The organism is Asanoa ishikariensis, assembly GCF_900107455.1.
Lineage (GTDB): Bacteria > Actinomycetota > Actinomycetes > Mycobacteriales > Micromonosporaceae > Asanoa > Asanoa ishikariensis.
Map to the genome: position 1 here is coordinate 1,893,008 of NZ_FNQB01000003.1, position 19,690 is coordinate 1,912,697.

Genomic DNA, 19,690 nt, shown 5'->3' on the forward strand with positions numbered 1-19,690 from the left:
TGTGCCCAACGACCAGCTCGGCCAGATGGCGGTGTTCCGCTTCCCGTCCGCGTCGTTCGACCCTTCCACGGGGGTCGCGACCTTCTCCTACGAGCTCGACGGGCCGGCCGGGGCGCTGTCGTTCACCGAGACCGTGACGCTTCCGGTGCCTTCCTCGCCACCGTCGCAGGCTCGGCTCGCCGCCGTCCGGCGGGTGCTCTCACTGCTCCACCTGGTCGCCGGGGTCAGCTACTACAAGGCCGCCGCGCCGCCGCGGATCGAGCTGCCCGCGCCGGTGTCCGACGCGGTGGTCGAATACGTGACCGCCATCTACACCAAGGGACTCGCCGAGTACGCGTACCGCAACGACCTGCCGCACGTGCTGTCGCTGGTGCCGGTGGTGGCGGGCGTGGCCGAGCCGGTTCCGGCCGCGCCGGAGCTGACCGAGGGGCGGCCGCTGTCGGCGGTCGGCGGCGGCAAGGACTCGATCGTCTCGCTGGAGACGCTGCGTGGCGGCGGGCTCGACCCGGTGCCGTTCTCGGTCAACCCCAACCGGATCATCGAGGCGGTCAACGCGGCCTCGGGCGTGCCGGCGCTGGCCGCCCGGCGCACGCTCGACCCGCTGCTGCTCGAGCTCAACGCCGCCGGTGCCCGCAACGGCCACATCCCGGTCACCGCGATCAACTCATTGATCGCCGTCGCCACCGCCGTGCTGCACGGGCTCGGGCCGGTGGTGATGTCCAACGAGCGCTCCGCGTCCGACCCCAACCTGATCTGGAACGGTCACGAGGTCAACCACCAGTGGTCGAAGGGCGTCGAGGCGGAGGGGCTGCTGCGGGCCGCGCTGGCCACACACGCCGGGCTGGTCGACCCCTATTTCTCGCTGCTGCGGACGCTCTCCGAGTTGCACATCGCCAAGCTGTTCGCGGGCTTCACGGGCTACGACGACGTGGTGACGAGTTGCAACCAGGCGTTCAAGCTGCGTGACGCGACCGCGCGCTGGTGCGGGCACTGCCCGAAATGCCGCTTCGTCTTCCTGGCCATGGCCCCGTTCATGTCGCCGGAGCGGCTGGCGGCGATCTTCGGCCTGGATCTGTTCGCCGACCCGGCACAGATCCCCGGCTACCTGGAGATCCTCGGCATCGACGGGCACAAGCCGTTCGAGTGCGTCGGCGAGGTCGAGGAGTCGCTGGTCGCGCTCGGCCTGGTGGCCCGCCAGCCGGGCTGGTCCGGGTCGCCGGTGGTGACCGCCCTGGTGGCGGCCGTCCCCTCGGCGGCCTGGGCGGCGGCGTCGGACTCCGAGGTCTTCACCCCGGGCGGTCCGCACTTCGTGCCGGAGACGTACGCGAAGCTGCTGCCTTCGTCCTAGTCGTCCTCGCGGCCCAGCTCCCAGAAGGCGACGGCCGCGGCGGCGGCGACGTTGAGCGAGTCGACGCCCTTGCGCATGGGGATGGCGACCCGGACGTCGCTGGCCAGTTGGGCGCCCTCGGTGATGCCCGGACCCTCGGCGCCGAGCAGCAGGGCCGCCTTCTGCCGTTGGGTCGCGGTGAGCTTCTGGAGCGGGACGGCGTCGGCGGCCGGGGTCATGGCGATCACGGTGAACCCGGCGTCCTGCACCTTCTGGAGGCCTCGGGGCCACGGCGTGAGGGTCGCGTACGGGACCGCGAAGACCTCGCCCATGCTGACCCGGACGCTGCGCCGGTAGAGCGGGTCGGCGCAGGTGGGCGAGAGCAGCACCGCGTCGACGCCGAGGGCTGCCGCGCCGCGAAAGATGGCACCGACGTTGGTGTGGTTGTTGACGTCCTCCAGCACCGCCAGCCTTTTCGCGTTGGCCAGGACCGTGTCCAGCTCCGGCAACGGGCGGCGGTGGAAGCTGGCCAGCACGCCCCGGTGCACGTGGAAGCCGGTCGCCTGTTCCAGCACGGCCTGGCCGGCCGCGTACACCGGTGCGGTCTCGATCAGGTCGCCGAGCTGGTCGACCCGTTTCTCGTCGACGAGGTAGCTCCGCGGCCGGTAGCCGGCCCGGAGGGCACGGCGCAGCACGAGCTCGCCCTCGGCGATGAAGAGCCCGTGCGGGGGCTCCCAGCGGGTACGCAGCTCGACGTCGGTCAGCGCGCGGTAGTCGGCGAGCCGCTCGTCGCCAGGTTCGGTGATCACGGTGACCGGCACGCGGGCCATTCTCCCCGGTCGCGCTAGGTCCCTGTCATGCGGTCGGCGAGCTGGCGGGGCGGCGCCGGCGCTTTCGCGGGGCGGAGCCCGTCGAGCACGTAGCCGAGGTGCCGACCCCAGGCGTCCGGGGCGCTGGCCGCCGTGCGCTCGACCAGGCCGGCGTTGGCCATCAGGATCAGCACCACGTCGGCATGGTCGACCTCGGCGCGGATCACGCCGGCCTCCCGGGCGCGGTCGATCAGCGCGGTCAGGCAGTCGAACGCGACGTCCCGCAGGTCGTCCAACTCGTCCACATCGGACATCCGCGCGGTCAGCAGCTCGGCGAGCGCGCGGTCGCGGGCCTGCAACTCGCACAGATAGCGCAGGTGACCGGCGAACGCCAGCCACGGGTCCGGATCGGCCAACGCCGCACGGGCCGTGGCGACGACCTCGCGCAGCGGCTCGACGAAGACCGCGCCGACCAGGTCGCGGCGGCGCGGGAAGCGTCGGTAGAGGGTGGCGTTGCCGACCCGGGCGCGCCGCGCGATGTCGTCCAGCGGCGCGTCGAGACCGCGCACGGCGAAGACCGCGCGAGCGGCGTCGAGGAGTTGGCGGCGGTTGCGCTCGGCGTCGGCCCGCAGGCTCCCGGGAGACATGGTCGATACCTTACGACGGTAACCGGGGGTTGATCTCTGGTCGTGCTAGCGTCGCAGAAGGAGCTAAGCAGGGACAATCCCCCAGTTAGGTGAGGTGGTCTCGCGATGGCACGAGCACTTGCGGTCGCCGGCCGCGACCAGTCCCCCGCGGTTGTCGAGGTGACGGTGCCCAACCCAGGACCCGGGCAGATCCGGGTGGCGGTGGAGGCGGCCTCGGTCAACGGCATCGACGTGGCCACCGGCGCCGGCGCTTTCTGGGAGTCCGAGCCGCACCGGTTCCCGGTCGTACTGGGCCGCGACTTCGCCGGCACCGTCGAGCGGGTCGGCCCCGGCGTCGCCACCATCCGCCCCCACGATCGGGTGGCCGGGGTGATCACGGGTACGTCGATGGCCCGGGGCGCGCTCGCCGACACCATCGTCTTCGACGCCCGCAGCGTGACCACGCTGCCGCCGGGCATCAGCGAGGAGCAGGCGGCAGCCGCGGGCCTGGCCGCCGTCACCGCCAAGGCCCTCGTGGACGCGCTCAACCTGACCGAGGACGACACGGTGCTCGTCACCGGCGCGACCGGCGGGGTCGGCGCGTTCGCCGTGCAACTGGCCCGCGCCGTCGGTGCCACCGTGTACGCCACCGCCCGCCCCGGCGAGCCGACCGAGTTCGTCCGCGGCCTCGGCGCCAACGAGACCGTCGACTACACCGACGGCTTCGCCGCCCCGCCCGGGCTCACCGCGGTCGTGCACGCCGCCGGCGACGCCGCCACGCTGGCCGCGCTGCTGCCGGCCGGCGGCCGGATGTCGTCGGCCCTCGGCGCCGACGCGGGCGCGGCCGGCCGGAAGGACATCACCGTCACCCCGGTGGTGCCCACCGCGACGCCGGAGACCGTGGGCACCATCCTGGACTCGATCGCCGCCGGGACGCTGCGGGTGCCGATCACACACACGTACACGATGTCCGAAGCGGCCCAGGCGCTCGCCGACTTCGGCAGCCACAAGCTGGGCAAGCTCGTGGTCGACACCCGACGCTAGTGGGCACGGTCGCGATCGTCGGTGCCGGGCCGGGGCTGGGGCTGTCCCTGGCCAAGGTCTTCGGCGGGCAGGGCTTCGAGGTCGCCCTGATCGCCCGCACCGCGTCCACACTGGATGAGCTGGTGGACGATCTCGCGGACTCCGGGATCGCGGCCGCGGGCTATCGGGCCGACATCATGGACCGGCCGAGCCTGGTGCGGGCGTTCCGGGACATCGCCGCCAACCACGAGCCGGTCGAGGTGCTGGAGTTCTCACCCGCGCCGCGCGGTCCGGAGGCGGGGATGGTGCTGGCCGGTCCGCTGGACGTCAGCGTGGCCAACGTGCAGCCGCACCTCGACTTCTACGTGCACGGCGCGATCACCGCGACCGGCCAGGTGCTGCCCGACATGCTCGAACGCGGCAGCGGCACGCTGCTGTACACGACCGGGCCGGGCTCGGTGCTGCCCGCACCCGCGATGGGCAACGTCGGCCTGGCCTGCGCCGCCCTGCGCAACTGGGTGCTCAACCTGCACGACGCATTGGCCGGCAAGGGTGTGTACGCGGCGCACGTGCCGCTCTCGCTCGACGCCGACGAGGCCGACCCGGACCGGATCGCGCCGCACTACTGGGACATCCACGTCAGCGGCGAGGGCGGCGAGCATCCGTTGACCGCGTCGGTGCTGCGCGGGAAGCGCCGCTAGTCCGGCGGCCTTACACAGACACGAAGGCGGGCACAGCCGGCGCCGGGTGGGCGGCGGGCGGCTGTGCCCGGGTCTCCTTCTGCCGTCAGTCCTTGCCGTCGCGCTTGAAGCCCCAGCGCTTACGGCGGTTGCCTTCCGGCTTGGGCGGCGGCGCCGGGGTGTCCGTGGTGGCGCCTACGCGCAACCGGCGCTTGCCGGGACCGCGCGGTGCCTTGTCGTCCTTGGCCGGGTTGGCCGTCCCCTGCGGCCGGTCGGCGCCTGCCCGGGCTGATCCCCTGGCCTGGTCGGGCTCGCGACCGTCCCTTCGGGACCTGTCGTCCGACTGGGCGTGTTGGCTGCCCTGCCGGGACCACTCGGACTGCCGGGCCGAGTCGGACTTGGGGCTGGCGTAACCCGACTGATTGCGCGCCGCGTCAGGCTGCTGCTTGCCGTGGTCCGAGTGGCCGGCCTGACCCGACTGCCTGCTCGCCGCGTCGGGCTGCTTGCCGCGGTCCGACCGCTCCTTCGCCTGCTTGGCATCGGCCGCTTTCCTGGCCTCTGCCTGCTTGGCGTCGGCCGCCTGCTTCGCGGCTTCCGCCCGCTTGGCCGCGCGGGCGCTGCGCTTGGTCGTCTTGGGCTTCTTCTCCTTGCGGGCTCTGCGGGGCCGGATCTCGGCGAGCTCCAGCGGCGGGCCGGTCCGCTCCGCCAGGTCGGCCTCGCGGCCGGCGCGGACGGCGCGCAGGGTGCTGCCGGACTTCCAGGCGATGCCCAGGCCGGCGGCGACCATCAACAGAGCGCCGGCCGTGTGGAACGGTGACATCCACAGGCCCGCGATGCCGACCATCGGACCGCAGAGGACGAGCATCAGGCCGTCGCCACGGGTGAACATGCGGGACCGGAAGACGGCCCAGCCCATCGCCATCCAGCCGGCGCTGTAGAGGGCGCCGCAGGACAGCGTCAGCGTTTTCGCGCTGAGGCCCCAGATCGGGGTGGCCGGTGGCACCGCGGCGAACATCAGCATCGAGATGCCGCCGAGCAGGCCGAGCATGAGGCCGAGCAGCGCGGTGCCGCGGACGCGGACCGCCGCCAGCAGCCCGACCAAACAGATCATCGCGAGCATGCCGAGCCAGACGCTGGTCACCCAGGCGATCAGCCGGAAGGGCTCGGCACCGCTCAGGTAGTGCGCCGGCCCACCGCGAACCATGGCACCGATCGACGCGGCTCCGGCGACCACGCCGGCGACCGGCAGGCTCCAGATCATCCGCCGCGCGGCCGCGCGGACCAAAGCGGCCCAGCGGGCGTTGGTGATGGGTCCGTCCGGTGCGGACGGCTCCATCTCCGGAAGCAGCTTGATGCCGACGTCCAGCAGGCTGGTCACGTCGATCTTCTTGCTCTTCTTCTTCTTTCCCTTGCCGTCGGCGTCTTCCTCCGCCGGGTCGGGCCGGCTGGTCCAGATCCGCTGGGTCTGCAACGGGCTGCCGAGCTTGGGCAGGATGGCGGTGTCCTCGACGCCGGCGCTCTCCCCCTCATAGGTCGGGGTGCCGGTCGGCGCGGTCGGCCGCAGCGCGGAGCGCTCGCCCTCGCGCAGCTTGACGCTGCCACCGTCGTCGTCGCTGTCATCGGACTCGGCGCCGGTCGAGCTGTCCGGACCGGGCCAGGGCGCGGTGTCGGTGATCGGGGAACGGTCGCCCACTTCCAGCGCCGCGTTCTCCCGCGACCCCAACGCGCCCCAGGCGGAAAGCCCGGACGCGGAACCCAAGGAACCGGCGCGTGCGCCACCGGGCGAGTCGAACCCGAAGCGGTCCGGTGACCGCGATTCCCGTGCACCTTCGGTCGAGTCGAGCGCCGAGCGATCCCGCGACGCTTCCGGCCCGCCGAAGCGGCCAGGCTCGGTCGAGCCAGGACCAGAGCGATCCCGCGACGCCTCCGGCCCGCCGAAGACGCGGGCGCGCCCGGTGGACACGCCCGGCGCCGGGTCGCGGTCCGCCGTACGCGGGCGGTTCTCGTCAGGGGTCGGCCGGGGCTTCGCGCCGGCCGCATGCGAGACGGGCCGCGGCTCGTCGGCAGGCCGGCCGAACTGCCACCAGCGGCGCGCACCGCGGGCGGGCATGGTGGGTCGGACCACCGTCCGCTCGGCGTCGGTGCGGCTGCGCATGGGTGCCGGCGGGTCCATCGGCTCGACTACGACCGAGCCGGCCGGGTCGTCCGGCCGGTCGCCGGGCTCGCCAGGTTTGACCGCTACCGGCTCCGCCGGTGTCTCCGCGGGCTCGCCCGGCTCGCTCGGCGGCGCGGAACGGTCCCGGTTGGACCCCGCGCCGGCGGAGTGCTTCGCCACGTGACCCATCGCCGTCACCTCGATTCTCGGCGGAACGGACCACGGTCCTCCAGCGACGGAACGCGCATGGCGCCCGTGACCCTAGGGTGACCGTGCGTAACCTACGCGAATCGTGTCAGCTTCCGAGGCTCCCTCGCGTTGGATCGGCGAAACAGTGAGGAACTTTCAGCGGACAGCGGGAAGGGCCCCTTCTTTACCAGAAAGGGCCCTTCCACAGGGGTTGCTAACCGCGTTCGCGGTCACGGTCCTCGCCGAGCACCGTGGACGGTGGCACGGGCTCGCCGGCCGTGATCCCCGGCGTCTGCGGCGGGAGACCGGGCGAGCTGGAAACCTGCTCCTCCGCCTGGCGTACCTCATGGTTGACCTGCGCCGCCGCTTCCGCGGCGGCCCGGGCCGCCTCGTCGGCCTCGCGCTCGACGGCGCTGGAGTCGACACCCTGCGTCGGCTGGTCGCCGACCATGTTGGCCAACCCGCCGAGCGCGCCGCCCATGCCCTCGAGAGCCTTGGTGAGCTCGGTCGGAATGATCCAAACCTTGTTGGCGGTGCCGTTGGCGATCTGCGGCAACGCTTGCAGGTATTGGTAGGCCAGCACCTTCTGGCTCGGGTTGGCCGTGTGGATCGCGTCGAAGACCGTGCGGATCGCCTTGGCCTGGCCCTCCGCCTGGAGGATCCGGGACTGCCGGTCACCATCGGCGCGGAGCACGAGGGACTGCTTCTCGCCCTCGGCGGTCAGGATCGCCGCCTGCTTGTGGCCCTCGGCGTTGAGGATCGCGGCCCGCCGGTCCCGCTCGGCGCGCATCTGCTTCTCCATGGAGTCGCGGATGCTCGGCGGCGGCTCGATGGCCTTGATCTCGACGCGGGTGACCTTGATGCCCCAGCGCCCGGTGGTCTCGTCGAGCACGCCGGACAGGTGGCGGTTGATCTCCTCGCGGCTGGTCAGCGCCTTCTCCAGGTCGAGCGAGCCGATGACGTTGCGGAGCGTGGTCACCGTGAGCTGTTCGATCGCCTGGAGGAAGTTGGCGATCTCGTAGGTCGCCCGGACCGGGTCGACGACCCGGAAGTAGAGCACCGTGTCGATCGAGACGACCAGGTTGTCGGACGTGATCACCGGCTGGGGCGGGAAGCTGACCACCTGCTCCCGCATGTCGACCTTCGTGCGCACCGCGTCGATGAACGGCACCAGGAGGTTGAGGCCCGGCGACAGGGTCCGCTTGTATTTGCCGAGCCGCTCCATGACGTCCATCCGCTGCTGCGGAACGATCCGCACCGAGCGCACGATCGTGATGATCGCGACGAGCACAATCGCCGCTACCACGACCGCAATGGCAATTTCCATCCCTAGTTCACCTTTTCTCCGGGTTTATCCGTATCTGACACGTCATCCCGCCAGACCATGGCAGTCGCGCCCTTGACCTCGATCACGCGTACGCGTTCGCCAGGCGCGAACACCTGATGGGCGTCGTACGCGCGGGCCCGCCATGTCTCTCCGTCGATCTTGACGACGCCCTGGTCCGCGTCGACCTGCTCGAGCACGAGCGCGCTCGAACCCTCGAATGCCTCCAGCCCGATCGGCTCGGTGTTGGACTCGAGCGCGGAGAGCCGGTGCCGCTGGATGATCGGGCGCACCGCGAAGACGGTCAGGCCCGAAACGGCGGCGAAGACAATCGCCTGCACGATCGCGGGTGCGCCCAGGGCGGCGGCGGCCCCGGCCGCCAGCGCACCCACCGAGATCATCAACAGGAATAGGGTCGCGGTGAACATCTCCGCCACCGCGAGTACCACTCCCAGAACGACCCAGAGAACGACATCCACACATCGATCGTGTCACGGCGGCGCACCCATTGCGACTGCGCAACGGTCGCACGACGGTAACGTCGGGCCTGGGGAAGCAGTTGACCCTCCGGAAACGCCCGCGCCCCAGCCCGAGGAGCCCACTCGAGATGACGACGTTGCTTCCGGAGACCGCACGCTCGGTCGATGCCGCGGTCGCCCGCGCCCAGGCCACCGGCCAGGTTCCGTCGATCTCGCTCGGGGTGGTCCGCGACGGCGAGCTCGTGCACGTCGCGACCGCGGGCGGCGCCGCCTCGCCGCAGGACGCCCGGCCAGGCCCGGACACCCGCTACCGGATCGGCTCGATCTCCAAGACCATGACCGCGACGCTGGTGCTCCAGCTCCGCGACGAGGGCCGGCTGGCGCTCGACGACCTGCTCTATCGGCACCTGCCGGGCACCCCGGTCGGCGGGGTCACGCTGCGCCAGTTGCTCGGGCACGCGGCGGGCCTCCAGCGCGAGCCGGAGGGCAAGTGGTGGGAGCGGCACGAGGGCGACGACATCGACGCGCTGCTGGCCGGCCTCACACCCGACAAGGTGGCGTTCCCGCCGCACCGGACATACCACTACTCCAACCTGGCGTACGGGTTGCTCGGCGCCGTGCTGCGCCGGGTGACCGGTGAGGACTGGACGACGCTGCTCACCAAGCGGCTGTTCGACCCGCTGGGCATGCGCGCCACCACGTACGACGCGGTCGAGCCGTTCGCGCGCGGCTACGTCGTACACCCGTGGTCGTCGACGCTCCGCGAGGAACCGCGGACCGACACCGGCGCGATGGCGCCCGCCGGCCAGCTCTGGTCCACGGTGGCCGATCTGGCCCACTGGGCGGCCTTCCTGGCAGCGCCGCGCCCCGAGGTGCTGGCCGCCGACACCCTGGCCGAGATGTGCGCGCCCGTGATCATCAGCGACCTGGAGGCGTGGACCTCCGGGCACGGCCTGGGGCTGGAGCTCTACCGCGTCGGTGAGCGGGTGTACGTGGGCCACGGCGGCTCGATGCCCGGCTACGTCGCCTGCCTGGCGGTGCACCGCCGGTCGCGCACGGGTGTGGTCGGCTTCGCCAACGCGTACAGCTTCCGGCAGGGCTCGATCGGTGCGCTGGGCCGCGAGGTGCTGACCGACGTGCTCGACCGCGAGCCGGAACTGCCGGCGCCGTGGCGCCCGGCCGGTGCGCCTCCGCCGCCGCTGGCTCCGTTGACGGGCCGTTGGTGGTGGATGGGCATCGAGCACGACCTGGCGTGGGACGAGCCGGCCGGCGAGCTCGTGCTGTCGCAGCTACGGGCGGGCGCACCGAAGGCGACCCGGTTCACACCGGAGGGCACGGACCGGTGGCGCGGCCGGGGCGGCCCCAACGACGGCGAGGTGCTGACGGTCCGCCGGGACGAGCACGGGGTCCCGGTGGCGCTGGAGATCGCCACGTTCATCTACACGCGACACCCCGACCGGCTGGGTCCCTAGTCGCTCTCGACGGTCACGAAGTCGATCAGGCGTTCCATCGAGTTGATGAGCGGGGTTTCGACGTCCTTGTAGGACCCGACCGTTTTGAGGATGGTGCGCCACATGTCGGCCGGTTCGGCCACGCCGAGGGCCGCGCAGATGCCCTCCTTCCACGGGCGTCCCGGTGGCACCACCGGCCAGGCCCGGATGCCGATCGCGGCGGGCTTGACCGCCTGCCAGATGTCGACGTACGGGTGGCCCGTGACCAACACGTGCGGCGAGGTGACCCGCGAGACGATGCGGCTCTCCTTCGAGCCCGGCACCAGGTGGTCGACCAGCACACCGAGCCGGCTGCGCGGGCCGGGGCCGAACGCGGCCACTTCCTGCTCCAGCTCGTCGATGCCGTTCAGCGGCTCGACGACCACGCCCTCGATCCGCAGGTCGTCGCCCCAGATCCGCTCGACGAGGGCGGCGTCGTGGATGCCCTCCACCCAGATCCGGCTGGCGCGGGCGACCCGGGCGGTGACGCCCTGGACCGCGACGGAGCCGCTGGCCGTGCGGGTCCGGGTCTGCTGTGCCGGCGCCGCGGCCGGCTTCCTGAGGGTCACCGGCTGACCGTCGAGCAGGAACGCGGCCGGCAGCAGCGGGAAGTTGCGGCGCTTGCCGAACCGATCCTCCAGCACGACCGCGCCCATCTCGAACCCGACCACGGCACCGCAGAAGCCGGAGTCGGCGTCCTCGACGACCAGATCCGGTTCAGCGTCCACCTCAGGCGTCACCTTGCGGCGCCGCCAGTTACCCGCGAGCACATCCTCCCCATACATGAATCCGGACGTTAGCCGCCCGCCTGTCGCCGCTCCCGCCCGACGCGCCGTCTCGACCGGTTCCCGACGGTCTGTCCAGCTCGGTCGGGTGTGGTGTTCCTCGCGGGTGCCGCTGGTCGCGCGATCGAGACAGCGGCCCGGTCAGCACGTACCCTTTCCTGCATGTCCACCGCAGCGGGTGCCACCACCCTCGCGACGCGCCGGTCCAGCCGGCTCGTCACCTGGGTGCGGGCGTGGCGCGCCGGCCTGGTGCCCTATGACGAGGTAGCCGAAGAGGTCGCCCGCGACGAGGAGCACCTCGTCGCCGACGCACCCGGCGCCTGGACCGATGTCTCACTGCGCGAGGGCCTGACGGCGTTCTCCAAACTGACTCCCGACCAGGTCCGGCTGGTGCTGCCGGCGCCCGGCGACCCACGCGGGTTGCCCGGCCCCGGCGAGTTCACCGGCGCCGCGCTGGTCGCGGGCGAGGCCGTGATCGCGGGCGACCTGGGGCTGATCCCCGAGGTACGCACGCACACGTCCGGCTCCGGCATGACGTTCGAGACCGTGCTGTGGCGCTGCTTCGCGCTGCCAGCCGGCGCACCGCCGCCGGTGCCGGTCTCCGTCGCCGAGGCGGAGACCGAGCTCAACCAACTCCTGGCCGAGGCGACCAACACGCTGGCCCGGCTCGACATCGCACAGTGGCGCCCGGAACTGGCCGGTGCCCTGGCCGCGATCCGCAAGCCGGACAGCGCAAACGAGCTGCCGCCGGGCTTCGACCCCCGATCGCGGCGGCTGTTCGCCCGCGCGAGCGTGCTCGACCGGGTGCTGGCACTGGCCGACGAGGTCGCACCGGGCGGCGCGGTCAACGGCTTCGAGGTGCAGGCCCGCGACGCGGCCCTACGCCCGTTGGCCTCCGCCTGCCGCGGCGCGCTCGTGGCCGCCTGCAACGCACCGCTCATCTAGCTAGCGGACGCCGCGGACCCGCTGGACCAGTGCGCTGAGCCGGCGGTAGGTGCGGCCCTCCGCGGCCAGATCGCCGTCGCCCTCCTTCGTCAGCGGGGTCTCCACGCCCTGGGTGCCCTGCACGAACAGCCCTTGCGGCGAGACCACGTAGAAGAAGCTCGCGCGCGGCCGCTCGCTGTCGAACCGGAGGAACCACAGGCCCGGTTGCGCCGGCAGACGGCGTTTCAGCTTCGCGATGTCCTCCTCGTCGTATCCGCTGCCGATGAACTCGACCGTCAGCCGGTCCGCGGATTGCGGTGGCAGCGCTCCGGAGACGACGTCGGTCGGCTGCAGCACCAGGCCGATCATCGGAAATCTGTCGTCAGCGCCCTCCCCTTGGAAAATCCGGGTGATCACCACGTCGACCACCCGCGCCACCACCACGGCGGTCGAGGCCCGCGTCGCCTCGTCCAGGTCGCGGTAATGGTGCGCCGAATCGAAACCGTCCATGTTGAACGTCTGATAGAACGCGAGATCACCGGAGCGCCGCAGGTCGAGCCCACCAGCCGTAGGCTCCGCCGCGCCGGTCGGCGCGTCAGACCCGCCCGGCGCGACGCACTCGCCAGACCGGTTCACCCCACCGGGTCCGCCTGGCGTGGCGCCCTCGCCGGATCCGCCTGCCGGAGCGGACCCACCCGGGCTGGGGCACTCGCCAGACCCGGTTGTCGCGGCGGAGCCGGCTGGCCGCGCTGCCCCGTCTCCCGCACCGCAGGCGGCTGCGGAGGCCGTCAACAGCAGCCCACACATGCCTCCCGCGGCGAGCCGGACGAAACCCTTCATCGCCATCCCCATCACGGTTGGACCCGGCTGCCGGGGCTGGGGTTCCGCTCGCTATTGGGTGGCGATGGTGATGCACCCATGTAGCTCTGCCAGCGCCTCCGCCGGCCCCGTGACCGTCACCTCGGCGCCGGGCTGTCGGTGCCACACCCAGCGTAGGAGAGCCGCCGGCGGGCCGCTGATCGCCGCGTCGGCGTCGGGTGCGTCACCGTCTTCGACGGCGAACGTGCCAGGGCCGGTGCGGACGTGCCAGGCCGCCCCGTCGGTGCGGAAGGCGAAGACCCGCCCCGGCGACGGATCGAGGGTCTCCTTGAAGGCGTCGCTCCACTCCCTGACGGAGTAGGCGACGAAGACCTTGAGTAGCTCGTCGACGCCGTCGATGGCCAGGTCGGCGGGGATCGGTGCGACCGGCTGCCCCGCGCCCAGCTCCGCGTCGATGCGGTGGACGACCGTCTCCTGCGCCATCCGGCGGATCCAGAAGCCGACGGTCTGGTCCGGCACGTACCAGGAACCGGCCTGGTCCGTCGGCGCATGCGACTCGAGCTCGTGGCGTAGCGCCGCATAGCTGCGGTCGAGCAGGGCCAGCGGCTCTTCGCCGGCTAGCTCGGCCGGCGGCCACGGGTCGGGCTCGGCGCCGTCGCGGATGGCGTGGGTCTTGTGGAGATAGACCTCGCCGACGTGCCGGGTCAGGTCGGCGACCGTCCACCCCGGACAGGTCGGCACCGCTCCGGCCGGGTCGAGCTGAGCGACCGTGCGCAGCCGGTCGAAGTCGGCGGCCAGGCATTCGAGGTAGCGGGAGTTCTCCATGCCGGGCAGTCCATCACAGGGGTACGACATTAATCGATGGCGATCGTGGGAGCGCGGAAACTAGCGTTGGGCCATGATCTACCAGCGACCGCTGGCCTACCTGCTGGCGCTGGAGGGCATCGCGCTGCTGCGCGCCAACGCGGGCGACCACGACGCCGAGTTCAGCGCCGCCCGGATCGACGAGATCCGCCGGCTGCTCGACGACCCGGCGCTCGACTCCGAGCCCGTGGCGGCCGGCCACACCGACACGGTGACCGGCTACGGGATCTGGTCGCGCACCTACGACCAGCCGGGCAACGGGCTATTCGACCTGGAGCGGCCGGTCGTACGCGAGATCGTCGACCCGCTGCCCGTCGGAGACGCCTTGGACGCGGCCTGCGGCACGGGCCGGCTCACCGAATACCTGGCGGGGCTCGGCCATCGGGTGATCGGGGTGGACAGCTCCCCCGACATGCTGGCCCACGCCCGCGAACGGGTTCCCGACGCCGATCTCCGCGAGGGCGACCTCAACGCACTGCCGCTCGACGACGACTCGGTAGACCTGGTGGTGTGTGCCCTGGCGCTGACCCACCTGCCCGAGCTCGGCCCGGTGCTCAAGGAGTTCGCGCGGGTGCTGCGTCCCGGTGGCCAACTGGTGATCTCCGATTCCCACCACGAGCTGGTGGCGCTGGGCTCGATGCCGCACGTCCGGCTGGCCGGCGGCGAACCCGCCTTCCTACCGGCCTACCGCCACCGGGCCAGCGACTACCTCGACGCCGCGCTGCCGGCGGGCTTCACCGTGCGCCGCTGCGCCGAGCCCCGGGTGCGCGTGGTCGAGTCGAACGCGCCCGCCCTCCAGGACGAGACCGGCCCGTGGGACGACTGGCCGTGGTCACTGTTCAAACTCGTCCCGGCGGCGCACAGGGCCGTCTTCGACGGAACACCGGCACTCGTCATCTGGCACTTCGCGCTGACCAGCTAAGGCCGTTAGTAAGGGTCCCTTTCGCTGCGGAAAGCGTTAACAAGGGACCCTTCCTTCGCCAGCAAGCGGGCGGGAGGGCGGGCCGGCTAGATCGTGACGACGACCTTGCCGGCGGGGTGGCCCTGGGCCAGGTAGCGGATCGCGTCGGGCGCCTCGGCCAGCGGGTAGACGCGGTCGATGACCGGCTTGACCTTGCCGTCCTCGATCAGCCGCGTCAGGTCGTCGAGCAACTCCGCCCGCTCCCCCGAGATCAACCCTCGCACCCGCCGACCCGCGACCAGAGACACGAACGGCGCCCGCATCGCTCGGGTGAAGCCCCCCAGCAGCCCGCCGGCGTCGTGCCCGCCACCGGCCAGCACCACAAGACCACGCGGCACCACCGCCCGGCACAGCAGTGCCAACGGCCGGCAGCCGGCGGTGTCGAGGACGACGTCATAGACGGCGCCGTCTCGATCAACCTCAGCGCTCGTGTAGTCGATGACGTCGTCGGCCCCCAGCGAGCGGACCAGATCGTCCTTGCCAGGACCGCACACCCCGGTCACCACAGCGCCAAGAGCGACAGCGATCTGGACCGCGTACGCGCCGACACCCCCCGCCGCCCCGATCACCATCACCCGCTGGCCGGGCACCACCTTGGCGACGTCACGAAGGCCCACCACCGCGGTGACGGCCGAGATCGGCACCGCGGCGGCCTGCGTGAACGAAAGACTGGCCGGCTTGTGGGCCAGGAACCGGACCGGGACCGCTGCGAACTCCGCGTACGTGCCGGAGGCGGTCGTCCCGTACACCTCGTCGCCCGCCTGGAACGCGGTCACACCGGCGCCCACCGAAACCACCACACCGGCCAGGGCCCGGCCGCGGACCGCCACTTTCGGCCGGGTCAGACCGAAGGCGGCCCGCGCGGCGTACGGCTGCCCGGTCATGCAGACCCAGACGCCCGGGTCGACCCCGGCGGCCCGCACCTGGACCAACACCTCACCGGCACCGGCAACGGGGTCCGGAACCTCCCGGAGCGACAGGACGTCGGCTGACCCGTACACGGATTGTGCGATCGCTTTCATGAAGGCTCCTCGGGGTATTCGAAGACGTCGTCGAGCGGCACCTTGAACGCGCGGGCGATGCGGAACGCCATCTCCAAGGAGGGCGAGTAGCGGCCCTGCTCGATGGCGATGAGGGTCTGGCGGGTCACGCCGATCCGGTCGGAGAGGTCGGCCTGGGTCATCTCGTCGTGCGCGAACCGCAGGGCGCGGATGCGGTTGGTCACGCGCGTCGGCTTCACCACTCGGGAACGCCGGCCCGGTAGACGACGACCTTGGCGATGCCGCCCACCACGGCGGAGAGCACGAAGCCCAGGTAGATCACGTTGGCGATCCAGAACGGCGCCCAGTCGGCCATTGCCATCAACATCGCCGCGACCGCGCCGACCACCATGAACGGCTGGCCGACGTGGTCGCCGAGGCGGCCGATCTCGCGGTCGCGATCGTCCCTGACCAGGGACGCCCCCGGGTTGACGATCGCGAACAAGATCTCCGCGACGATCGCGGTGACGATGCCCGCGCCGATGGTCCACAGCAGCGGGGCGGCGTAGGCCACCTCCGTCAGCGGCAGTCCGTCGGCGCGGGCGAGCACCACGACCAGGTAGACGCTGTAGCCGATGACGGCCACGACGAGCCCGATCCAGGCACGTCTCTGTTCGAGGGTCATCGACCCACTCCCTTCGCGGCGTGTACAGAATCTTTGACACCACGAAGGTAGCGAATCCTTTACCTCATGTCCAGAAAGTTTTACATCCCCCAAACTCAGATGGTGAACCCGCCATCGACGTTGACCGTCGCGCCGGTGATGTAGCGGCCGTCCGCACCAGCCAAGAACGCCACCGCCGCGGCGATGTCGGCCGGCTCGGCGTAGTGCCCGAGCGCGGTCAGCCCGTTGACCGCCGAGGCGTTCGGCCCGTCGGCCGGGTTGAGGTCGGTGTCCGTCGGGCCGGGGTTGACCAGGTTCACGGTGATCGCCCGCGGGCCGAGCTCACGGCCGAGCGCCTTGGTCAGTCCGATCAGGGCGGTCTTGCTCATCGCGTACAGGGAGAAGCCCGGAAAGACCGCCCGCTCGGCCACGTTGCTGCCGATGTTGATGATCCGCCCGCCGGCCGCCATGTGCCGGACCGCGGCCTGGGTCGCCAGGAACGGCGCGCGGACGTTGACCGCGACGGTCTGCTCGAACTCGGCCACGCCCAGCGCTCCGAACGGACCCAGCAGGAACGCGCCCGCGTTGTTGACCAGGATGTCCAGCCGACCGAACGAATCCGCGACCCGGTCGACGGCAGCGACCAGGGCGGTCGCGTCGGCGCTGTCGACCCGGACCGCGACCGCTCGTCCGCCCGACGCCACGATCTGCTCGACTATCTCGTCCGCCCTCCGCTGGTCCTGCTGGAACGTGAGGGCCACCGCCGCGCCTTCGGCCGCCAGCCGCAGCGCCACCGCCGCGCCGATACCCCGTCCGCCGCCGGTGACCAGGGCGACCTTGCCATCAAGTGTGTTGTTCATGAGGAAAAGCTTGATCGACTACGGGGCTGCCGTCTGGCGCCGATCGGACGTCGCGTTGCCGGGTGATCTGCTTCTCAATCAGGCTGAAACGGTCGTACGCCGGGCCGCGCGGGTGTGGGCTTTGTTCATGCGGACCACGACACTTGGCCGGTCCGGGCTTCCGGTCTCGCGCATCGCGTTCGGCACGTGGCAGCTCGGCGGCGACTGGGGCAACTTCGACGAGTCAGGGGTGATCGCGACCATCCGACGGGCGTACGAGCTGGGGATCAACCTGTTCGACAGCGCACAGGGGTACGGGTACGGCGCCGCGGAAGCGGTGCTCGGCCGCGCGCTGCGGGCAGAGCTGCGGTCCGACCGGGAGTCGATCGTGCTGGCCACCAAGGGCGGCATCGACCCGGCGGGCAAGCGGACCCGCGACGCGCGCCCCGCCCACCTGCGAGCCGGCGTCGAGTCGAGCCTGCGGGCGCTCGACGTCGACTACATCGACCTCTACCAGGTGCACTGGCCGGATCCGGCGACGCCGGCCGAGGAGACCGCCGGCGCGCTCCAGGAACTGGTCGACGAGGGCAAGATCCGGCACGTCGGTGTGTCCAACTACGACGTCGCCGAGCTCACGGCGTTCGAGGCGGTGCGGCCGGTGGAGACGTCGCAGTCGCCGCTGCACCTGTTCCAGCGGGAGATCCAGGACGAGATCCTGCCGTACGCCCGCCGCCTGGACATCGGGGTCCTCGCCTACAGCCCGCTCGGCAGCGGCCTGCTCACCGGCGCGCTGAACGCGTCGACCCGGTTCGACGAGGACGACTGGCGGGCCAAGTCGAGCGCGTTCTCCGGCAACACCTTCATCCGGAACCTGGAGATCGTCGATCACCTGGCCATGTTCGCTGCGCGCCGCTCGATGACCGTCGCCCAGCTCGCCGTCGCCTGGGTGCTGGCGCAGGAGGGCGTACACGTGGCGATCGTGGGTGCCCGGCACGCCCGCAACATCGAGGCGGCCGCCGAAGCGGCCGACCTCACGCTGAACGCCGACGACCTGGCGGAGATCGACAAGATCACTCAGGGGGCGACACCCGCGCTGGGCAACACCCCGGAAGGGCCGCGCTGAGCCGTCAGCGCGGTGTCTCCACCCAGCCCTGGCCGTCTTCCGAGACCCAGGTGCGGGAGTAGGCGCCCATCGTCGACGCGACGTACATCCCGTCGATCGACGTGTCGAAACCGACCGGGCCGATGTCGGGGAAGCCACGCCGGTCGAAGCTCCGGCCGCCGTCCGTGCTGCGCAGCAGGCCGTCCGGCGTCGACAGCCACAGGACGCCGGAACGGGTGGCGAGCAGACCGCCGCCGCCGAAGCTGACCGGGATCGAGGCCGTCGCGGACCAGGTCGCACCGCCGTTCCGGCTCGCGAACACCTTGAACGCGTGGTCGACGCCGTAGAGGGCGTAGAGGTCGACCCCGTTGGCGCTAGAGAAGTCGAGGAACCCAAAGTCACGCGGCAGCCTGCGGACCTCCCACGAGCGGCCGAAGTCACCGCTCACGGCGGTCGACAGGTCAACCGACCGGATGCCCCTCGCCCTGGCGAATCCGACCATCCACAACGCTCCGCCTCCTTCGAACGACCGGGCCTGCCGCAACGGTTGCGGCGCCGCGACAGAGGCGAGCCCGCCCGTCCCCGGCCGGACGAGCACGACCTGGGCGCCATCGACGTACGCGAACTGATCCGTCTGGGTCGTCGTGCGGTTCTCGAGGGTCCCCTCCCGCCAGGTCCGTCCCGCGTCGACGGTCACCCAGCGGGTGGAGTCGGCCGCGACCACGACGGTCGTGTTGGTCGCCGAGAGGATCTGGCGGTACGCGGTGTCCGGCCCCGGCGGTGGTCGCAGGGACCAGGTCACGCCACGGTCGGCGGAGACGGCGAAGTGGAAGCGGCACCCGCCGGTGTCGCAGGTCTCTGTCAGCTGGTAAAGGTGCCAGATGTCGCCCGCCACGACCCGCGATGTCGCGCTGCCGCGGTACGACCCATCGGGCCGACTCGCCGTGCCTACGGACAGGCTGGCCGCCACGCCGCCGCCGGCGACCGCCACCACCAGTGCGCTCAGCCCGGCGAGCCACCGACGCCGGCGCCGCGCACGCCGGACCACCTCGTCGAAACGGGGCCGGAACACCTGCTGGGTCTCCTCGCCGAGACCCACGAAGTCGAGGTCAGGCACGGCTCTCCTCCTTGTCGCCGAGCCGGGCGGCCAGCGCACGGCGGCCGCGCATCAGGCGGGACTTGACCGCGTCGACGCTGCACTGCTGCACCGCCGCCACGTCGGCGATCGTCAGGTCGGCGATGTAGTGCAGCACCAGGCACTCGCGTACCGGCCGGGGCAGATCCTGCATGGCTTCGGCCAGGGCGATCCGGTCCGGCGAGATCGGCGGCGTGCTCTCCGGCCGGCGCAACCGCCCGGAGTGGAGGATGCGGTCGAGCAGCACCCGGCGCCGGAAGCGCGTGCGGGCCACGTTCATCGCGACCGTCCGCAGCCAGGCCTCCGGGCTGTCCACCTTGCGCAACTGGGCCGGCCGGCTCAGCGCTCGGGCGAAGGCCTCGTGCACCGCGTCCTCCGCCTCGGCGAAGTCACCCGTCAGCGCGTAGAGCACGGCCACCAGGCGACCCGCCGAGGCCGCGTAGATCGCGCGGAGATCCGTCTCCCCGTCCACGGTCACCTCGATTCACCGTCGTCGTCATCTAGTCAGACCATCG

General features: G+C 71.8%; 21 protein-coding genes. 7 read left to right on the top strand and 14 right to left on the bottom strand.

Translation table 11 applies throughout. The features are described 5' to 3' along the window. The first annotated feature begins 1 nt into the window (after position 1). Positions 2-1,348 carry a MurL-like N-terminal domain-containing gene (locus BLV39_RS32680; protein ID WP_090800462.1) on the top strand — a complete coding sequence of 449 codons (1,347 nt, stop codon included), beginning with the start codon at positions 2-4 and terminating at the stop codon, positions 1,346-1,348. Here BLV39_RS32680 and BLV39_RS32685 read toward each other — a convergent pair. Together BLV39_RS32685 and BLV39_RS32690 are read right to left on the bottom strand one after the other, a co-directional pair. Further along, on the bottom strand, positions 1,345-2,148 hold the full coding sequence (locus BLV39_RS32685; protein ID WP_090800933.1) for a TrmH family RNA methyltransferase: 804 nt from the start codon (positions 2,146-2,148) through the stop codon (positions 1,345-1,347). The genes BLV39_RS32680 and BLV39_RS32685 overlap by 4 nt on opposite strands. A 23-nt stretch (positions 2,149-2,171) precedes the next feature. Beyond that, entirely contained in the window at positions 2,172-2,783 is a 612-nt protein-coding gene (locus tag BLV39_RS32690; RefSeq protein ID WP_090800463.1) for a TetR/AcrR family transcriptional regulator, read from the bottom strand. Between the two features lie 105 nt (positions 2,784-2,888). On the opposite strand from BLV39_RS32690, the gene BLV39_RS32695 reads away from it, so the two are divergent. After that, complete coding sequence (locus tag BLV39_RS32695) at positions 2,889-3,806, top strand: NADP-dependent oxidoreductase (protein WP_090800464.1); 918 nt, start codon at positions 2,889-2,891, stop codon at positions 3,804-3,806. Then, positions 3,806-4,486 (top strand): SDR family NAD(P)-dependent oxidoreductase, encoded by a 681-nt coding sequence (locus BLV39_RS32700; RefSeq protein ID WP_090800465.1) that lies wholly within the window; start codon positions 3,806-3,808, stop codon positions 4,484-4,486. Before BLV39_RS32695 ends, BLV39_RS32700 begins: the two co-directional genes overlap by 1 nt. Before the next feature lie 85 nt (positions 4,487-4,571). Here the strand turns inward: BLV39_RS32700 and BLV39_RS32705 are convergent, their stop codons facing one another. From BLV39_RS32705 to BLV39_RS32715, 3 genes are all read right to left on the bottom strand, one after another. Further along, entirely contained in the window at positions 4,572-6,809 is a 2,238-nt protein-coding gene (locus tag BLV39_RS32705; RefSeq protein ID WP_090800466.1) for a hypothetical protein, read from the bottom strand. Between the two features lie 214 nt (positions 6,810-7,023). Beyond that, positions 7,024-8,136 carry an SPFH domain-containing protein gene (locus BLV39_RS32710; protein WP_090800467.1) on the bottom strand — a complete coding sequence of 371 codons (1,113 nt, stop codon included), beginning with the start codon at positions 8,134-8,136 and terminating at the stop codon, positions 7,024-7,026. A gap of 2 nt (positions 8,137-8,138) precedes the next feature. Beyond that, on the bottom strand, positions 8,139-8,612 hold the full coding sequence (locus tag BLV39_RS32715) for an NfeD family protein (protein ID WP_090800468.1): 474 nt from the start codon (positions 8,610-8,612) through the stop codon (positions 8,139-8,141). A gap of 128 nt (positions 8,613-8,740) precedes the next feature. Between BLV39_RS32715 and BLV39_RS32720 the strand changes: the two genes are divergently transcribed. Further along, positions 8,741-10,084 carry a serine hydrolase domain-containing protein gene (locus BLV39_RS32720; protein WP_090800469.1) on the top strand — a complete coding sequence of 448 codons (1,344 nt, stop codon included), beginning with the start codon at positions 8,741-8,743 and terminating at the stop codon, positions 10,082-10,084. On the opposite strand, the gene BLV39_RS32725 is transcribed toward BLV39_RS32720, so the two are convergent. Further along, on the bottom strand, positions 10,081-10,887 hold the full coding sequence (locus BLV39_RS32725) for a DUF3097 domain-containing protein (RefSeq protein ID WP_090800470.1): 807 nt from the start codon (positions 10,885-10,887) through the stop codon (positions 10,081-10,083). The two genes, BLV39_RS32720 and BLV39_RS32725, sit on opposite strands and share 4 nt — an antisense overlap. Before the next feature lie 162 nt (positions 10,888-11,049). Here BLV39_RS32725 and BLV39_RS32730 point away from each other — a divergent pair, with 162 nt between their 5' ends. Continuing rightward, positions 11,050-11,832: a hypothetical protein gene (locus tag BLV39_RS32730; protein ID WP_090800471.1), complete on the top strand. Its 783-nt coding sequence runs from the start codon at positions 11,050-11,052 to the stop codon at positions 11,830-11,832. On the opposite strand, the gene BLV39_RS32735 is transcribed toward BLV39_RS32730, so the two are convergent. Beyond that, entirely contained in the window at positions 11,833-12,447 is a 615-nt protein-coding gene (locus BLV39_RS32735; RefSeq protein ID WP_090800472.1) for a hypothetical protein, read from the bottom strand. It lies immediately after the preceding gene. A gap of 255 nt (positions 12,448-12,702) precedes the next feature. Next, complete coding sequence (locus tag BLV39_RS32740; protein ID WP_090800473.1) at positions 12,703-13,455, bottom strand: maleylpyruvate isomerase family mycothiol-dependent enzyme; 753 nt, start codon at positions 13,453-13,455, stop codon at positions 12,703-12,705. Positions 13,456-13,528: 73 nt separating this feature from the next. On the opposite strand from BLV39_RS32740, the gene BLV39_RS32745 reads away from it, so the two are divergent. Then, positions 13,529-14,416: a class I SAM-dependent methyltransferase gene (locus tag BLV39_RS32745; RefSeq protein WP_090800474.1), complete on the top strand. Its 888-nt coding sequence runs from the start codon at positions 13,529-13,531 to the stop codon at positions 14,414-14,416. Between the two features lie 86 nt (positions 14,417-14,502). On the opposite strand, the gene BLV39_RS32750 is transcribed toward BLV39_RS32745, so the two are convergent. The 4 genes from BLV39_RS32750 to BLV39_RS32765 form a co-directional block, all read right to left on the bottom strand. Continuing rightward, positions 14,503-15,477: an NAD(P)-dependent alcohol dehydrogenase gene (locus BLV39_RS32750; protein WP_090800475.1), complete on the bottom strand. Its 975-nt coding sequence runs from the start codon at positions 15,475-15,477 to the stop codon at positions 14,503-14,505. Beyond that, the gene (locus tag BLV39_RS32755; protein ID WP_090800476.1) at positions 15,474-15,698 is read right to left on the bottom strand and encodes a helix-turn-helix transcriptional regulator; all 225 of its coding nucleotides are present in this window, start codon (positions 15,696-15,698) and stop codon (positions 15,474-15,476) included. Before BLV39_RS32755 ends, BLV39_RS32750 begins: the two co-directional genes overlap by 4 nt. After that, positions 15,692-16,120 carry a hypothetical protein gene (locus BLV39_RS32760; RefSeq protein ID WP_090800477.1) on the bottom strand — a complete coding sequence of 143 codons (429 nt, stop codon included), beginning with the start codon at positions 16,118-16,120 and terminating at the stop codon, positions 15,692-15,694. Before BLV39_RS32760 ends, BLV39_RS32755 begins: the two co-directional genes overlap by 7 nt. A gap of 95 nt (positions 16,121-16,215) precedes the next feature. Continuing rightward, positions 16,216-16,959 (bottom strand): SDR family NAD(P)-dependent oxidoreductase, encoded by a 744-nt coding sequence (locus BLV39_RS32765; RefSeq protein ID WP_090800478.1) that lies wholly within the window; start codon positions 16,957-16,959, stop codon positions 16,216-16,218. On the opposite strand from BLV39_RS32765, the gene BLV39_RS32770 reads away from it, so the two are divergent. Next, positions 16,958-18,061, top strand: a complete 1,104-nt coding sequence (locus BLV39_RS32770; RefSeq protein ID WP_218137100.1) for an aldo/keto reductase — start codon at positions 16,958-16,960, stop codon at positions 18,059-18,061. The two genes, BLV39_RS32765 and BLV39_RS32770, sit on opposite strands and share 2 nt — an antisense overlap. A gap of 4 nt (positions 18,062-18,065) precedes the next feature. On the opposite strand, the gene BLV39_RS32775 is transcribed toward BLV39_RS32770, so the two are convergent. Beyond that, positions 18,066-19,157, bottom strand: a complete 1,092-nt coding sequence (locus BLV39_RS32775) for a WD40/YVTN/BNR-like repeat-containing protein (protein WP_090800479.1) — start codon at positions 19,155-19,157, stop codon at positions 18,066-18,068. Then, entirely contained in the window at positions 19,150-19,653 is a 504-nt protein-coding gene (locus BLV39_RS32780; RefSeq protein WP_239083890.1) for an RNA polymerase sigma factor, read from the bottom strand. Before BLV39_RS32780 ends, BLV39_RS32775 begins: the two co-directional genes overlap by 8 nt. Between the last annotated feature and the right edge of the window lie 37 nt (positions 19,654-19,690).

Coding starts and splice junctions, on each gene's coding strand:
- BLV39_RS32690 (WP_090800463.1), bottom strand. CDS start 2,783: ATGTCTCCCGGGAGCCTGCGGGCCGACGCCGAGCGCAACCGCCGCCAA.
- BLV39_RS32695 (WP_090800464.1), top strand. CDS start 2,889: ATGGCACGAGCACTTGCGGTCGCCGGCCGCGACCAGTCCCCCGCGGTT.
- BLV39_RS32705 (WP_090800466.1), bottom strand. CDS start 6,809: ATGGGTCACGTGGCGAAGCACTCCGCCGGCGCGGGGTCCAACCGGGAC.
- BLV39_RS32710 (WP_090800467.1), bottom strand. CDS start 8,136: ATGGAAATTGCCATTGCGGTCGTGGTAGCGGCGATTGTGCTCGTCGCG.
- BLV39_RS32720 (WP_090800469.1), top strand. CDS start 8,741: ATGACGACGTTGCTTCCGGAGACCGCACGCTCGGTCGATGCCGCGGTC.
- BLV39_RS32725 (WP_090800470.1), bottom strand. CDS start 10,887: ATGTATGGGGAGGATGTGCTCGCGGGTAACTGGCGGCGCCGCAAGGTG.
- BLV39_RS32730 (WP_090800471.1), top strand. CDS start 11,050: ATGTCCACCGCAGCGGGTGCCACCACCCTCGCGACGCGCCGGTCCAGC.
- BLV39_RS32740 (WP_090800473.1), bottom strand. CDS start 13,455: ATGGAGAACTCCCGCTACCTCGAATGCCTGGCCGCCGACTTCGACCGG.
- BLV39_RS32745 (WP_090800474.1), top strand. CDS start 13,529: ATGATCTACCAGCGACCGCTGGCCTACCTGCTGGCGCTGGAGGGCATC.
- BLV39_RS32750 (WP_090800475.1), bottom strand. CDS start 15,477: ATGAAAGCGATCGCACAATCCGTGTACGGGTCAGCCGACGTCCTGTCG.
- BLV39_RS32760 (WP_090800477.1), bottom strand. CDS start 16,120: ATGACCCTCGAACAGAGACGTGCCTGGATCGGGCTCGTCGTGGCCGTC.
- BLV39_RS32770 (WP_218137100.1), top strand. CDS start 16,958: ATGAGGAAAAGCTTGATCGACTACGGGGCTGCCGTCTGGCGCCGATCG.
- BLV39_RS32765 (WP_090800478.1), bottom strand. CDS start 16,959: ATGAACAACACACTTGATGGCAAGGTCGCCCTGGTCACCGGCGGCGGA.